This window comes from [Pseudomonas] carboxydohydrogena (genome assembly GCF_029030725.1).
GTDB classification, from domain to species: domain Bacteria; phylum Pseudomonadota; class Alphaproteobacteria; order Rhizobiales; family Xanthobacteraceae; genus Afipia; species Afipia carboxydohydrogena.
On the sequence record NZ_CP113162.1, the window covers coordinates 1,852,061 to 1,865,997 of the forward strand.

Sequence of the window (13,937 nt, forward strand, 5' to 3'; positions counted from 1 at the left end):
AGATCAATCAAGGAGGACAGGATGGGTCGCGGCATATTGCTATGGCTGTTGGGCGTGCCGATTCCGGTGATTATTCTGTTGTGGCTGTTTTTCGGCCGTTGAACCAGAAGCCCCGCATTGGCGGGGCTTTTTTCATCACAGCTTGCGGCAGTCGGCGGAGCCTTCGAGAAATTTCACCAGAGGACTGGTCTGCGCATGCATCACGCACAGCTCGGCCTCTTTGCCTGCCGCGACGGGACCGGCGCAGATGATGCGCGGCTTGTCGTCGTAGGTTGCGGTTTCGAACGCGCATGTCGCGCGGCACGAGGCCTCGCCGTTCAGCGAATTGGTCACGGAGATGGTCGCCGATTTTGCGTCGGGCTGGATCACGCAGCGCACCGTCGCGATGTCCGCCGATGACAGGCGTGTACCCGCCACGAGGCAGGCCGCCGACAGGATCGCCACCAGAGCAATCAGTTTAGGATGCGGAAGCAACATAGGCTCGCTCTATCAAAGCGGGCGCATGGCCTGCAATCGGCACATCGTCGTGAAAATCCGGGGAAAGGTGGCGCTCCCTAGCGGAATCGAACCGCTCTCTCCACCGTGAAAGGGTGGCGTCCTAACCGATAGACGAAGGGAGCGAATCCGGCCGCCTTCGCGCCAGGCGCGCAAGCTGCGGGTGTTCGCGAGGAAATTCTTACAGGATCAACGGGTTAGGTGGTCGATTCCTGCGGCTTTCCCATGGCCGGAACAGCGCTCCGGCTCAAGGCTGGGAACGTATAATGGCGTTTCACCGCAGCGGCAAGCACCCTTCTCCGGTGAACGCCGTTTCAGCAACCGCGACAGATGCTCTTGATCTTGCGATCCAGCGCCTTTTCTTCCGCCGTTGCCTGATAGGGCTGATCGCCCGCGGAAGGATCGCGGCGAGGCTGTAGGTGCCCGACCGGCGCCTGCATCACAGAGCCTGCGCCCAAGGTGGAATTGGCGGGAGCGCTGCCTCCTGCTGCGTTACGCCCGCTTTGCGCGAACGCACCCGGCGCAGTCACCAAAGCCACGGTCATCGCAAGCGCAGAGAACGATCCGATCGTTTTCATCGATGTCCGCATGGCGACTCCTTTCTTCTGATCCATGCCGGCGACGTCACGCCGGCGGATAAGAGTGCACACCACCACAATAATCCACAAGCCGTCTCGGTTGCATCTTTTCGCCGTCACGTTGCTGCGACAGATAGACGGGACCCACAGGAATCTTGCCGTGGCCGCCCGGAATGTCGAGAACATAGTCAGGCTGGCAAAGACCGGAGACGTGTCCGCGCAACTGCCTCATCAGTGCTTCGCCTTCCTCCAGAGTCGTTCGCAGGTGCGAAGTGCCGGGCGCGAGGTCGCCATGATGCAGGTAATAAGGCTTGATGCGGCACTCGACGAAGGCGCGCATCAGCGCGGTTAGAGTTTCTGTATCGTCATTCACGCCGCGCAGCAAAACCGACTGGCTGACCATCGGAATGCCGCGATCGATCAATCGCGCGCAGGCTTCGCGAGCAGCCGCCGTTAACTCGCGCGGATGATTCGCGTGCAGCGCAACCCACGTCGTCACGTCGCGATGATGCAATGCCTCCGCGACCTCGTCCGTCATGCGCGCCGGATCGGCGACCGGCACGCGGGTGTGGAAGCGGACGATTTTGACATGCGGGATCGCAGCCAGATCGTTCACGATCTCCTTCAGCCGCCGCGCCGACAGCATCAGGGGATCGCCGCCGGTGAGGATCACCTCCCAGATTTCGGAATGCGCGCGGATGTAATCGATGGCCTTGCCATAGGCGCGATCCGACAGCGCGGAATCCTTGCCCGGCCCGACCATCTCGCGGCGGAAACAGAACCGGCAATAGACCGCGCAGACATGCACGAGCTTGAGCAGCACGCGATCCGGGTAACGATGCACAATGCCTTCGACCGGCGAACGCGCGGCGTCGCCGATGGGGTCGGCGCGCTCGACGGGCTCGGTCCGCAATTCCTGCACGGTCGGCACGTATTGCCGCGCGATCGGATCGTCCGGGTCGTTGGGATCGATCAACGCCGCCACGGCGGGCGTAATCGCGATGGCGTAACGCGCCGCCACGGCTTCCAGCGCGGGCAGCGCCTCGCGCGCAATCAAATTATGATCTGCGAGTTCGGCTGGCCGCCGCAGCGTGGTGGAAGGCTTCATGACGGCGCCCATACGACCTGATCGAGCCGCGTCGCGCCGCTTGCCAGCATCACCAGACGGTCGAAGCCGAGCGCCACGCCCGAGGACGGCGGCATCTGCGCGAGTGCTGCGAGAAAGCCCTCGTCGAGCGGATAGCGTTCGTTATAGCGCCGCTCCTTCTCATCCATCGCAGCGATGAAGCGGCGGCGCTGTTCGGCGGCATCGGTCAGTTCGCCGAAGCCGTTGGCAAGCTCCACCCCGCAGCCATAGACCTCGAACCGCTCCGCGACACGCGGATCGCCCGCCTTGGCGCGCGCCAGTGCGGCTTCCGGCGAAGGATATTCGTGCAAAATCGTCAGCGTCCCCTCGCCGAGTCGCGGCTCGACATGCTCGGTCAGGATCTTGCTGAAGATATCCGACCAGTCGTCGTCGGCGCTGACATGGGTTTTCCCGGCCGCCCGTGCTGCCAGCACATCGCGGTTGCCATGCGCGCCGTCGATGGTCGCGAGAAGATCGATCCCCGCGAAACGGTCGAATGCCTCGGCCACGGTCAGCCGCAGCGGCGGCGCAAATGGGTCGAGCGTTTTCCCGCGAAATGAAAACTGCCTTGTGGCCGCCGCCCCGGCCGCCCGCGCGATCACCGCGATGCAATCCGCCATGATGATCTCGTAAGGCGCATTGGCCCGGTACCATTCCAGCATGGTGAATTCGGTCAGATGCAGGGGGCTGTCCTCGCGGCCGCGAAACACCTTCGCGAACTCGACGATCCTGTCCTCACCCGCCGCCAGCAGCTTCTTGCAGGCGAATTCCGGCGAGGTCCGCAGATAGCACGCCTCATTGCCCGGATCGGCCCGCAGGGCGTGCAGATGGGTCTCGTTGCCCGGAGAGACCTGCAAAATCCCGGTTTCGACCTCGACGAAGCGCTGCGCGCCGAACCAGTCCCGGACCGCGCGGGTGATGGCCGCGCGCTGGCGCAGGAACGGCTGGCGGTCCCGGTGGCGGTCCCTGTCCCACCAGGGCGAGGTTTTGGGGGGAACCGGCATCAGCAAAATCGGCTCTCAAAGCTACCCTTGGGGCTGGCGTCAGCGGGACAAATCAGTATGTTGCGGCCCGAAACCGCCCCAAACGCCGTTCGCACCCCTTCGCGGGTCCGCCGCCGGCCCTTCAGATTAGGAAATTGATCCGTGAGAGTCATCGCAAGTTCGATCCGCAAAGGCAACATCATCGAGCAGGACGGCAAGCTATATGTGGTCCTGAGCGCGGAGAACATCCATCCCGGCAAGGGCACGCCGGTGAGCCAGATCGAAATGCGCCGGATCAGCGACGGCGTGAAGATTTCCGAACGCTACAAGACCACGGATCAGGTCGAGCGCGCCCACGTCGAGGATCACGACTTCAACTTCCTCTATTCCGACGATGACGGCTTCCACTTCATGAACAACGAGAGCTACGAGCAGCTCATGGTGCCGAAGGATGTCGTCGGCTCCTCCGCGCCGTATCTGTCCGAGAACCTGACCGTGAAGCTCGCGATCCACGAAGGCGTCGCGGTGGCGATCACCCTGCCCCAGCGCATCACGCTCGAAGTGGTCGAGACCGAGCCGGTCACCAAGGGTCAGACCGCGTCGTCCTCCTACAAGCCCGCCGTGCTGTCGAACGGCGTCCGCTCCGCCGTGCCGCCGCACATCGGCGTCGGCACCCGCATCGTGGTGATGACGGAAGACGGCTCCTACGTCGAGCGCGCCAAGGACTGAGGTTCCCTCATCGTCGGCCTCGCATCTGCGCGGTTTTGGCTTTGGCGGCGCGATACGCGCGCCGCTAGACTGGCCCGATGACCGAGAGTGATTCCCTTTCGCGATCCGCACTGACTCGCCGCGACGTTGTGCTCGGCGCGGGCGCGCTCGCGCTTGCCTCCACATCAGCTTTCGCCAACACCCCGCCGGGCTTCGACGCATGGCGGGAGTCGTTCCGTGCAAAAGCGCTCGCCAAGGGCGTCTCCAGCGCCACCTATACGCGGGTGATGGGCCGGATCGAGCCGGACATGAGCGTGTTCGCGCAGATGGGCAACCAGCCGGAGTTCAAGGAACAGCTCTGGCAATACATCAACCGCCGCGCGTCCGACTGGCGCATCCGCGCGGGCAAGGAAGCGTTGCGCCAGCACGGCGCGCTGTTCACGCGGATCGAGCACGATTTCGGCGTCGAGCGCGGCACGCTGCTGGCGCTGTGGGGCGTCGAGAGCGCCTACGGCGATCCGCTGGTGCAGAAGAACCATATGAAGCCGGTATTCCCCTCGCTCGCCGCGCTGGCGTGGCGGGCGCCGCGCCGCAAGGCGTATTGGGAAACCGAACTCATCAACGCGCTGCGTATCGTCGAGCGCGGCTGGAGCACGCCGGAGGAAATGCGCGGCTCGTGGGCCGGTGCGATGGGCCACACCCAATGGATGCCGGAGGTCTGGCTCAATGTCGGTTTTGACTATGACCATGACGGCCGCGTCTCGCCGTTCGGCAAGCCCGACGACGCCCTCGGCTCGACGGCGCGTTATCTCGTCAATCGCGGCAAGTATCACCGCAACCAGCATTGGGGTTGCGAGGTCGTCGGCGGCAGTCATGCGAAGGGAGATCGCAGCTACGCGCAGTGGGCGGCGGCGGGTGTGACGCGCGCGGACGGCAAGCCGTTTCCGCGGCCCAGCGACATGGCGAAGCTGTGGACGCCGGTCGATGGCGGGCCTTCATTTCTGATCGGGCCGAATTTTTTCGCGGTGCGCAGCTACAACCCGTCGATGAACTACGCGCTCGCCATCGTCCACCTCGGCGACCGCATCCTCGGCGAGCCGCCGTTCCGGCATCCCTTCCCCGGCTCCGAACGCGCGCTGACGCTCGCGGAAATTCAGGAAGTGCAGACCCGCCTGACCAAAGCCGGTTTCAACACCGGCGGCACGGATGGCCGCGTCGGCAACGACACCATGAAGGCTGTGAAGAATTTCCAGACCCGCGCCGGGATCGAGCCGGCAGACGGCTATGCAGGACTGAAGGTGCTGGCGCGGCTGCGCGGCATGTAACGCGCCTACCTGATCGAAACCGGTTCGCGCTCCGGCACGGCGATGTCGGAAATCCGTAACTGCACCCGCTCCGCGCCCTGCCAGCGGTCGATGCTGAGCGATCCGGCAACATGAACCATCTGCCCGCGATTGTCGGCGAGCGCGTTGCCGAGTTTCTGGCCGACCGAGCGGAACGCGATGCCGTTGACGATGGCGCCGTCGCCGGACTTCAGCCGCACGCGGAAATGCGCGCCGCCGACCTCGTCGGCATAGACGAGTTGATGCGACGGCAGCGCGATCACCGGCTCCGGATTGCCGGTACCGAACGGCCCGGCACGATTGAGCGTCGCGACGAAATCGGTAGTGACGGCGCGCGCGCTCACCGCGCCGTCGATGAACAGTTCATCGACATGCCGCGCCTTGGCCACATCCGCAGCCAGCGTCTGTTCGAGATAGGCGCGGAATTCTGCGAGGCGATCCTTCTTCAAGGTCACGCCCGCCGCCATGGCGTGGCCGCCGCCTTTCATGAGCAGACCTTCGGACACGGCTTCCCGCACCGCCTTGCCGAGATCGACGCCCGCGATGGAGCGGCCCGAACCGGTACCGATGCCGCCCGGCTCCAGCGCCACCGCGAAGGCAGGCCGTGAGAATTTCTCTTTCAGACGCGACGCCACGAGACCGACCACGCCCGGATGCCAGCCCTCGGACGCCGTGACGATCACCGATCCCTTGTCCTCCAGCCCGAGCGAGGCCAGCGCCTCGGCCTCGGCCTGCTCGACGGCCGCCTGTTCGATCAGCCGCCGCTCGATGTTGAGGCGATCGAGTTCGGCGGCGATCCTTGCTGCTTCCGACACGTCGCCTTCCAGCAGCAGTTTCACTCCGAGATCGGCCTGCCCGATGCGGCCGCCGGCGTTGATACGCGGCCCGAGCATGAAGCCCAGGTGCCATGCCTCCGGCGGGCCATTGAGACGCGCAACATCCATCAACGCGGTATGGCCGACATGATCGCGGCGGCGCATCGCGACCAGCCCCTTGGCGACGAAGGCACGGTTCAGCCCCAGGAGCGGCGCCACGTCCGCGACCGTGCCGAGCGCGACGTGATGCAGCATGTCGAGGAGGTTCGGCTCCGGCCGCTCGGGCGTCCAGAAATTACGCACACGCAATTCGCGGTTCACCGCCACCAGCGTCACGAACACAAGGCCGACCGCCGCGAGATGGCCGAGCCCGGACAGATCGTCCGGCCGGTTCGGATTGACGATGGCGTTGACGATGGGCAGTTCATCGCCGCATTGATGATGATCGATCACCACCACATCCATGCCAAGCTTGCGTGCTTCCGCGAGCGGCTCAAGGCTCGTGGTACCGCAATCGACCGTGACCAGCAGCTTCGCGCCGCGTGACGACAGCGAGCGGATCGCCTCCACGTTCGGGCCATAGCCTTCGAAAATCCGGTCGGGAATGTGGATCAGCGGATCGAGCCCGCAATGGCGCAGATGCCATGCCAGCAGCGCCGCCGAGGTCGCGCCGTCCACATCGTAATCGCCGAAGATCGCGACCCTCTCGCCGCGCGTCGCCGCATCCGCGATGCGCTTGGCGGCCGCCTCCATCTGCGTCACGGTCGAGGGATCGGGCAGCAATTTGCGGATGGTCGGATCGAGAAAATCCTCGACCGCGTCGATATCGATGCCGCGCCCGGCGATGATGCGCGCCAGCATTTCCGGCAATTGATAACGCTGCGCGATGGCAAGTGCCTGCGCCGCGCCGCGCGCGTCCAGCCGGTCGCGCCACAATTTGCCCGTGGCCGAGCGCGTCACGCCGAGAAAGGCGTGCGGCGTCTCGACGGGCAATGCGGTGGCGGGAGGCGTCATGGTGAGAACCGCAGATAGGGATCGCGTGCAACCGTTGCAATGATTGGCGAAAACCGCGCCGTCAGCAACCCAGCCGCCCGGCCAAATCCTCGATATCCGCAACCACGAAATCCCAGTCGCTTGCGGCTTCGAAATCCTCTTTCTGATGCGGTCCGTATTCGGTCACGCGCGGCACGAAGGCGGTTTTCAATCCGAGGCTGCGCGCGGCGACAAGATCGTAATTATGCGCCGCCACCATCATCACCTGCTCCGGCTTGAGGCCAAGGAGCTTCGCCGCGCCGAGATAGATTTCCGGGTCCGGCTTGTAACGTCGAAAAATTTCGGCGCACAGGATCAGGTCCCACGGCAGACCCGCATTCTTGGACAAATTCGTCATCAAGGCGACGTTGCCGTTCGACAACGGCGAGATCACGAATTTTGTCTTGAGCCGCGTCAGGCCCGGCACGCTGTCCGGCCACGGCCTCAGCCGATGCCAGCCGAATGTCAGATGATCAAAATCAGCCTTGCTCAGGCCCGTGATCCCGAGCCGCGCGGCGAGTGGCTCGACGGACTGGCGCTGCAATTCATCGAGCGTGAGAAAGCCGCGCTCGGGATGATCGCGCACCGCGTCCATCGACGGACGATACGCGCCGCGCCACGCATCGACCAGCGCGGCCCAATCGGCGTTGATACCCCTCGCCTCGCCCCACGCGGTGAATTCCGCGATCAGGCTGCCGCGCCAGTCCACCACGGTGCCGAAGGTGTCGAACAACAGCGCCTTCACGTCCGGCATCGCAGCGCCTCGCGTATCAATCGAGATGGAATTTCTCGAGCTGGCGATGCTCCGCCTTGATGTAGCGCACCGTGCCGGTGACCGAGCGCATCACCACCGTCTCGGTCTCGATGGTGTGCTTGCGGAACTTGACGCCCGAGAGCAGCGAGCCATCGGTGACGCCGGTTGCCGCGAACAGGCAGTCGCCCTTCACCATGTCATCGATGCCGTAGATCATGCCGGGATCGGTCACGCCCATCTTGGCGGCACGCTCGCGCTTCTCGTCGGTGTCGAGGATCAGGCGGCACTGCATCTGGCCGCCGATGCAGCGCAGAGCGGACGCGGCCAGCACGCCTTCGGGCGCGCCGCCGGTGCCGATGTAGATATCGACACCGGTGTTCTCCGGGTCCGCCGTGTGGATCACGCCTGCGACGTCGCCATCGGTAATGAGGCGCACGGCCGCGCCGGTGGAGCGCACGGCGTTGATGATGTCGGCGTGGCGCGGACGGTCGAGGATCAGCGCGGTGATTGCGGAGGGATGCACGTCCTTCGCGCGCGCCAGACGGCGGATGTTCTCGGCAGGCGGCGCATCGATATCGATCACGTTCTTGGCGTAACCGGGACCGACGGCGATCTTCTGCATGTAAACGTCGGGTGCGTTCAGCAGCGTGCCGCCTTCGGCCATCGCCATGGTGGCAATGGAGCCCGGCATGTTCTTGGCGCACAGCGTCGTTCCTTCGAGAGGATCAACCGCGATGTCCACCTCGGGTCCGAATTCCGCGCCGACCTTTTCGCCGATGAACAGCATCGGCGCTTCGTCGCGCTCGCCCTCGCCGATCACGACCGTGCCCTTGATCGGAATCTTGTTCAACTCGCGGCGCATCGCATCGACCGCCGCCTGATCGGCGCCCTTCTCGTTGCCATGACCGCGCAACCGCGCCGCCGACACCGCGGCCCGCTCCGTCACGCGCACGATTTCCAGCGTCAGGATGCGCTCAAGCAAGAGCTGCGGCGGAACGGAAATGGTCGACATCAGTGAAGCTCCTATCGTCTGCCGCTGGTGGCGGCATGTGTTTTATCGTTTTAATTCTTCTCGATCCGGATGACCTGCGGCCTGCCGGTGATGACGCGATCCTGCTGCACGGCCTGCAACGCGCGGCGCACCGCGTCCTCCGTGGTCGCGTAGGTGATCAGGATGACCGGCACCGGCGAGGATTTGCCGTTCGCCTTGTTCGCGTCGAACGTACCGTCAGGGTGACGCTGCACGATCGACTCGATCGAAATCTTCTGCTCCGCCAGCCGCGTGGCGATGGTCGCCGCCGTGCCCGCGAGATCGCGCGCCATCAGGCGGATGTAATAGCCGCCTTCATGGCGCTTCATCGGCGCCTTCGCGGTCGGCTTCAGCCTGGCGACAGGACGGCCGAACGGCAGCGCGCGCACGCCGCGCGCGATGTCGGCGATATCCGCGACGACGGCAGACGCGGTCGCAGCACCGCCCGCGCCGGGGCCGACCAATGTGATCGGTGGAATGCCGTCGCCATCGATGGTCACGGCGTTGGTCACGTCCATCACCTGCGCGATCGACGAGGTGCGCGGCACCATGGTCGGATGCACGCGCTGCTCGATGCCGGTTTCGGTCCTCACCGCGACGCCGAGCAGCTTGACGCGGTAGCCCAGTTCTTCGGCGGCGCGCAGATCTTCCGGCGCGATCGAGGAGATACCCTCGACATAGACCGCGCTCTGGTTGACCTTGGTGCCGAACGCGAGGCTCGCGAGGATCGCCAGTTTCTGCGCGGTGTCGTGACCATCGACGTCGAATGACGGATTGGCCTCCGCGTAGCCGAGCCGCTGCGCATCCTTCAAACATTCGGCGAACGACAACCCTTCCCGCTCCATCCGCGTCAGGATGTAGTTGCAAGTGCCGTTGAGAATGCCGTAGACGCGGTCGATGCCGGTGCCGGCCAGCCCTTCGCGCAGCGTCTTGATGACGGGAATGGCAGCACCAACGGCGGCCTCGTAGTTCAGCGCGCCGCCATGCTTCTCGGCGAGCGCCGCGAGCTTCGAGCCATGTTTGGCGATCAGCGCCTTGTTCGCGGTCACAACCGATTTGCCGCCGCGCAACGCCGCCTCGATGGCGGAGAGCGCAGGATCGCCAACGCCGCCCATCAGTTCGACGAACACATCGACCTTCGGATCGGTCGCGATCGCGAGCGCGTTCTTCGCCCAGGCGATGCCGGTGAGATCGACGTTACGCTTCTTGACCTTCGAGCGCGCCGATACGGCAACCACGCGCACGGTGCGTCCGCAACGCAACGACAAAGCGCGCTTCTGTTGTTCGATCAGACCGACGACCTCGGCACCCACGGTGCCGAGCCCCGCAATCCCCACTCTGAGCGGAGCGACCATTTTCTGTTTGACCTGCCGGATAGGTTAGCGCCGGTTGGCGAGAGGAACCACGTTGTGCAATGAATCAAGCCCCGCTTCAAGGAAACGGCGGACATTTCGCGCCGCCTGGCGGATGCGCTGTTCGTTTTCCACCATGGCGATGCGCACAAAGCCTTCGCCATGTTCGCCGAAGCCCGAGCCGGGCGATACCGCCACGCCGGACTTCTCGACCATGAGGGTCGCGAAATCCATGCTGCTGATGTGACGGAATTTCTCGGGCAGCGGCGCCCAGGCGAACATCGACGCGGCGGGCGGCGGAATGTCCCAGCCCGCGCGGCCGAATGCCTCGACCATCGCGTCGCGGCGCTTGTGATAGGTGTCGCGCATTTCCTGGATGCAGTCCTGCGGGCCGTTCAGCGCGGCGACGGCCGCGACCTGAATCGGCGTGAACGCGCCGTAGTCGAGATAGGATTTCACGCGCGTCAGAGCCGCGATCAGGCGCTCGTTGCCGACCGCGAAACCCATGCGCCATCCGGCCATCGAATAGGTCTTCGACATCGAGGTGAACTCGACCGCGATATCCATCGCGCCCGGCACCTGCAACACAGACGGCGGCGGCTCGCCGTTGTAATACAACTCGGCGTAAGCGAGGTCGGACAGGATGAAGACCTCGTGCTTCTTCGCGAACGCGACAAGCTCCTTGTAGAAATCGAGCGAGGCGACATAGGACGTCGGGTTCGACGGATAGCACACCACCATCGCGATCGGCTTGGGGATCGAATGGATGATCGCGCGCTCCAGCGCGCTGAACAGTTCCGGCGTCGGCTCCGCCGGGACCGAGCGGACCACGCCGCCAGCCATCAGAAATCCGAACGCATGAATCGGGTAGCTCGGGTTGGGCACCAGCACCACATCGCCCGGCGATGTGATCGCCTGCGCCATGTTGGCGAAGCCTTCCTTTGACCCCAGTGTAGCCACGATCTGGGTCTCGGGGTTGAGCTTCACCCCGAAGCGGCGCTCGTAATACGCGGCCTGTGCCCGGCGCAGGCCGGGAATGCCCTTGGACGCCGAATAACGGTCCGTCCGGGGCTTGCCCAGCGTCTCCTTGAGCTTCTCCAGGACGTGCGGCGGGGCCGGCAAATCCGGGTTCCCCATGCCAAGATCGATAATATCGGCGCCCGCGTTGCGCGCGGCGGCCTTGGCCCGATTCACCTGCTCGAAAACGTAAGGTGGCAGACGGCGAATGCGGTAGAATTCTTCCATGGATTCAAGGCTCCGAGCCCGGTTAAGGGCCCCCAGACGGCAAATCACTGAGGACGCGATGGCTCTTTCTAACACGAACCTCGGTCCGCGCCACAGTCCGCGCGAGGATTTGAAGCCTTTGACGCCTTTGCCTTCACGCCCTCCTGCCGGTCCCTCGCCGCCGTGAGCTCGCGCGTGAGCTGGGCGCGCTGCTCGGGGGTCAGGGGGGTATCCGTGCGCGAGGGCAGCGTATCGTTGACCGGAAGGTAATCGGGCGCGACGGCGGGCCGCGCCGGCGTATTGGCCGGAAGGCCGACCACGGGCATGTCGGCGACGTGGGACGCGCAGCCGCCCAGCATCTGGCCGAGCGCCAGCATGGCCGCTCCGATCCAGACCCGCTTTCCATGGTGGCGCAACACGCGCATCAACTTCGGTCCCATTCGATTCCGCGCCAATTCCACTGGAAGGCGGTCGGCGCACCGATATTCCGGAAAAGCGTTAAATTTCCGGCCGCGGCGCATTGCAGGCCGAATATGTCCGAACCAAGACATCTGCTGCAACGCATATAGCTATTGGAAAGAAAGCTCGTTTAACTGAGAAACGGGCAAAATAACCCTTCGTCACGCCACGCGGATATATCGTCTTTATGAGCGCGCTTCCGACCGACACTCCGACGACTAAGTCCTTCGATGCCGATGCGTTCGCGTTCAATCTCGCCCGCGCCATGGAACACGGCGGCAAGGCGCTCTCGGCCTTCCTGCAACCGCGCGAGACCGGCGACATCAACAACCGTGCCCCCGGCGAGATGGGCGAAGTCATCAAGACCTTCGCCGAAGTCGCCGAGTATTGGCTCGCGGACGCCGAGCGCGCCGGTGACGTGCAGATGCGGCTCGGCAAAGCCTATCTCGAATTGTGGGGCCAGTTCTCGCGCAAGCTCGCCGGCGCCGAGGAAGAACCCTCCATCGCGCCCGCGCCGAGGGACAAGCGTTTTCTCGACCCGGAGTGGAAATCCAACCAGTTCTTCGATTTCATCATGCAGCTCTATCTGCTCACGACAAAATGGGCGCACGAACTGGTTGAGAATGCGGAAGGCCTCGATCCACACACCCGCAAAAAGGCCGAATTCTACGTTCAGGTGCTGACCAACGCCTTCGCGCCGTCGAACTTCGTGCTGACCAATCCTGAACTGCTGCGAGAAACTCTCGCCAGCAGCGGCGACAATCTGTTTCGCGGCATGCGGATGCTGGCCGAGGATATTCAGGCCGGCGGCGGCACGCTGAAGATCAGGCAATCGGGCGGCACGTTCGAGGTCGGCAAGGATCTCGCGCTGACGCCGGGCAAGGTGATCTACCAGAACGAGATCATGCAGCTCATCCAGTATGAGCCGACGACGGAGCATGTGCTGCGCACGCCGCTGCTGATCGTGCCGCCATGGATCAACAAGTACTACATCCTCGACCTCACACCGCAAAAGTCGTTCATCAAATGGCTGGTGGATCAGGGGCTGACGGTGTTCGTCATCTCGTGGATCAACCCGGACAAATCTCTCGGCGCAAAAACTTTCGACGACTACATGCGCGAAGGCCCGCTCGCGGCGATGGACGTGATCGAGAAGGCGACCGGCGAGATGAAGGTCCACACCATGGGCTATTGCATCGGCGGCACCCTGCTCGCCACTACGCTGGCATGGCTCGCCGACAAGCGCCGGGTGCGCACCACATCGGCAACCTTCATGGCGGCGCAGGTGGACTTCACCCATGCCGGCGACCTGATGGTCTACATCGACGAAAGCCAGCTCGCCGCGCTCGACCGCGACATGCAACAGACCGGCGTCCTGCACGGCACGCGCATGGCGATGGCCTTCAACATGCTGCGCTCGAACGACCTGATCTGGCCTTACGTCATCAGCAATTACCTCAAGGGCAAGGAGCCTTCGAGTTTCGACCTGTTGTTCTGGAATGCCGACGCCACGCGGATGCCCGGCGCGAACCACTCTTTCTATCTGCGTAATTGCTATCTCGAGAACCGGCTGTCGGCCGGGACCATGGTGATCGACAATACCCGGCTCGATCTCTCCAAGGTCAAGACGCCGATCTACAACCTCGCCACCAGGGACGATCATATCGCCCCCGCGCAATCGGTATTGTACGGCTCGCAATTCTTCGGCGGACCCGTCCGCTTCGTCCTGAGCGGCTCGGGCCATATCGCTGGCGTGGTCAATCCGCCCGTCACCGGCAAATACCAGTACTGGACGAACGACAAGCCTGCCGCCGAAACCGTTACCGACTGGCTCAAGGGCGCGACCGAACATCAGGGTTCGTGGTGGCCGGACTGGCGGGCCTGGATCGAGGGTCTCGATTCCGAAACCGTCCCAGCCCGCACCCCCGGGGCCTCGATGACAATCCTTGAGGAAGCGCCGGGCAGCTATGTCCGCATGCGCGCCTGAGCCGCCGCCTGCCTCACGCAGTTGGCCCCGTCACGCAGTTCAGCTATGAAC

Annotated in this window: 13 protein-coding genes and 1 tRNA gene; 3 read left to right on the plus strand and 11 right to left on the minus strand. The window is 64.2% G+C overall.

Annotation, left to right across the window (positions count from 1 at the left end):
• Positions 1-135 precede the first annotated feature (135 nt).
• The 5 genes from AFIC_RS09030 to epmA all read right to left on the minus strand — a co-directional run bounded on the left by AFIC_RS09030 (position 136) and on the right by epmA (position 3,203).
• Positions 136-477, minus strand: a complete 342-nt coding sequence (locus AFIC_RS09030; RefSeq protein ID WP_275245913.1) for a hypothetical protein — start codon at positions 475-477, stop codon at positions 136-138.
• A 68-nt stretch (positions 478-545) separates the two neighbouring features.
• Positions 546-620: transfer RNA gene (locus AFIC_RS09035), tRNA-Glu, on the minus strand.
• 189 nt (positions 621-809) lie between these two features.
• Positions 810-1,085: a hypothetical protein gene (locus AFIC_RS09040; protein ID WP_275245914.1), complete on the minus strand. Its 276-nt coding sequence runs from the start codon at positions 1,083-1,085 to the stop codon at positions 810-812.
• Between the two features lie 34 nt (positions 1,086-1,119).
• On the minus strand, positions 1,120-2,181 hold the full coding sequence (locus AFIC_RS09045) for a lysine-2,3-aminomutase-like protein (protein ID WP_420833318.1): 1,062 nt from the start codon (positions 2,179-2,181) through the stop codon (positions 1,120-1,122).
• Positions 2,178-3,203, minus strand: a complete 1,026-nt coding sequence (gene epmA, locus AFIC_RS09050; protein WP_275245916.1) for an EF-P lysine aminoacylase EpmA — start codon at positions 3,201-3,203, stop codon at positions 2,178-2,180. The genes AFIC_RS09045 and epmA overlap by 4 nt, the downstream gene beginning before the upstream one ends.
• 141 nt (positions 3,204-3,344) lie before the next feature.
• Between epmA and efp the strand changes: the two genes are divergently transcribed.
• The gene (gene efp, locus AFIC_RS09055) at positions 3,345-3,911 is read left to right on the plus strand and encodes an elongation factor P (protein ID WP_275245917.1); all 567 of its coding nucleotides are present in this window, start codon (positions 3,345-3,347) and stop codon (positions 3,909-3,911) included.
• 77 nt (positions 3,912-3,988) lie between these two features.
• The gene (locus tag AFIC_RS09060; RefSeq protein ID WP_275245918.1) at positions 3,989-5,215 is read left to right on the plus strand and encodes a lytic murein transglycosylase; all 1,227 of its coding nucleotides are present in this window, start codon (positions 3,989-3,991) and stop codon (positions 5,213-5,215) included.
• A 5-nt stretch (positions 5,216-5,220) separates the two neighbouring features.
• On the opposite strand, the gene recJ is transcribed toward AFIC_RS09060, so the two are convergent.
• The 6 genes from recJ to AFIC_RS09090 form a co-directional block, all read right to left on the minus strand.
• Positions 5,221-7,062, minus strand: a complete 1,842-nt coding sequence (gene recJ, locus AFIC_RS09065; protein ID WP_275245919.1) for a single-stranded-DNA-specific exonuclease RecJ — start codon at positions 7,060-7,062, stop codon at positions 5,221-5,223.
• Between the two features lie 61 nt (positions 7,063-7,123).
• Positions 7,124-7,834 (minus strand): haloacid dehalogenase type II, encoded by a 711-nt coding sequence (locus AFIC_RS09070; protein WP_275245920.1) that lies wholly within the window; start codon positions 7,832-7,834, stop codon positions 7,124-7,126.
• A 16-nt stretch (positions 7,835-7,850) separates the two neighbouring features.
• Positions 7,851-8,846: a class II fructose-bisphosphatase gene (gene glpX / locus AFIC_RS09075; RefSeq protein WP_275245921.1), complete on the minus strand. Its 996-nt coding sequence runs from the start codon at positions 8,844-8,846 to the stop codon at positions 7,851-7,853.
• 50 nt (positions 8,847-8,896) lie between these two features.
• A complete protein-coding gene (locus tag AFIC_RS09080) occupies positions 8,897-10,219 on the minus strand; it encodes a homoserine dehydrogenase (RefSeq protein ID WP_275245922.1) in 1,323 nt (440 codons plus the stop codon).
• Between the two features lie 24 nt (positions 10,220-10,243).
• Positions 10,244-11,461 (minus strand): LL-diaminopimelate aminotransferase, encoded by a 1,218-nt coding sequence (locus tag AFIC_RS09085; protein ID WP_275245923.1) that lies wholly within the window; start codon positions 11,459-11,461, stop codon positions 10,244-10,246.
• A gap of 68 nt (positions 11,462-11,529) precedes the next feature.
• The gene (locus tag AFIC_RS09090) at positions 11,530-11,880 is read right to left on the minus strand and encodes a hypothetical protein (RefSeq protein ID WP_338063135.1); all 351 of its coding nucleotides are present in this window, start codon (positions 11,878-11,880) and stop codon (positions 11,530-11,532) included.
• Between the two features lie 206 nt (positions 11,881-12,086).
• On the opposite strand from AFIC_RS09090, the gene AFIC_RS09095 reads away from it, so the two are divergent.
• Positions 12,087-13,886: a PHA/PHB synthase family protein gene (locus AFIC_RS09095; protein WP_275245924.1), complete on the plus strand. Its 1,800-nt coding sequence runs from the start codon at positions 12,087-12,089 to the stop codon at positions 13,884-13,886.
• Positions 13,887-13,937: the final 51 nt, after the last annotated feature.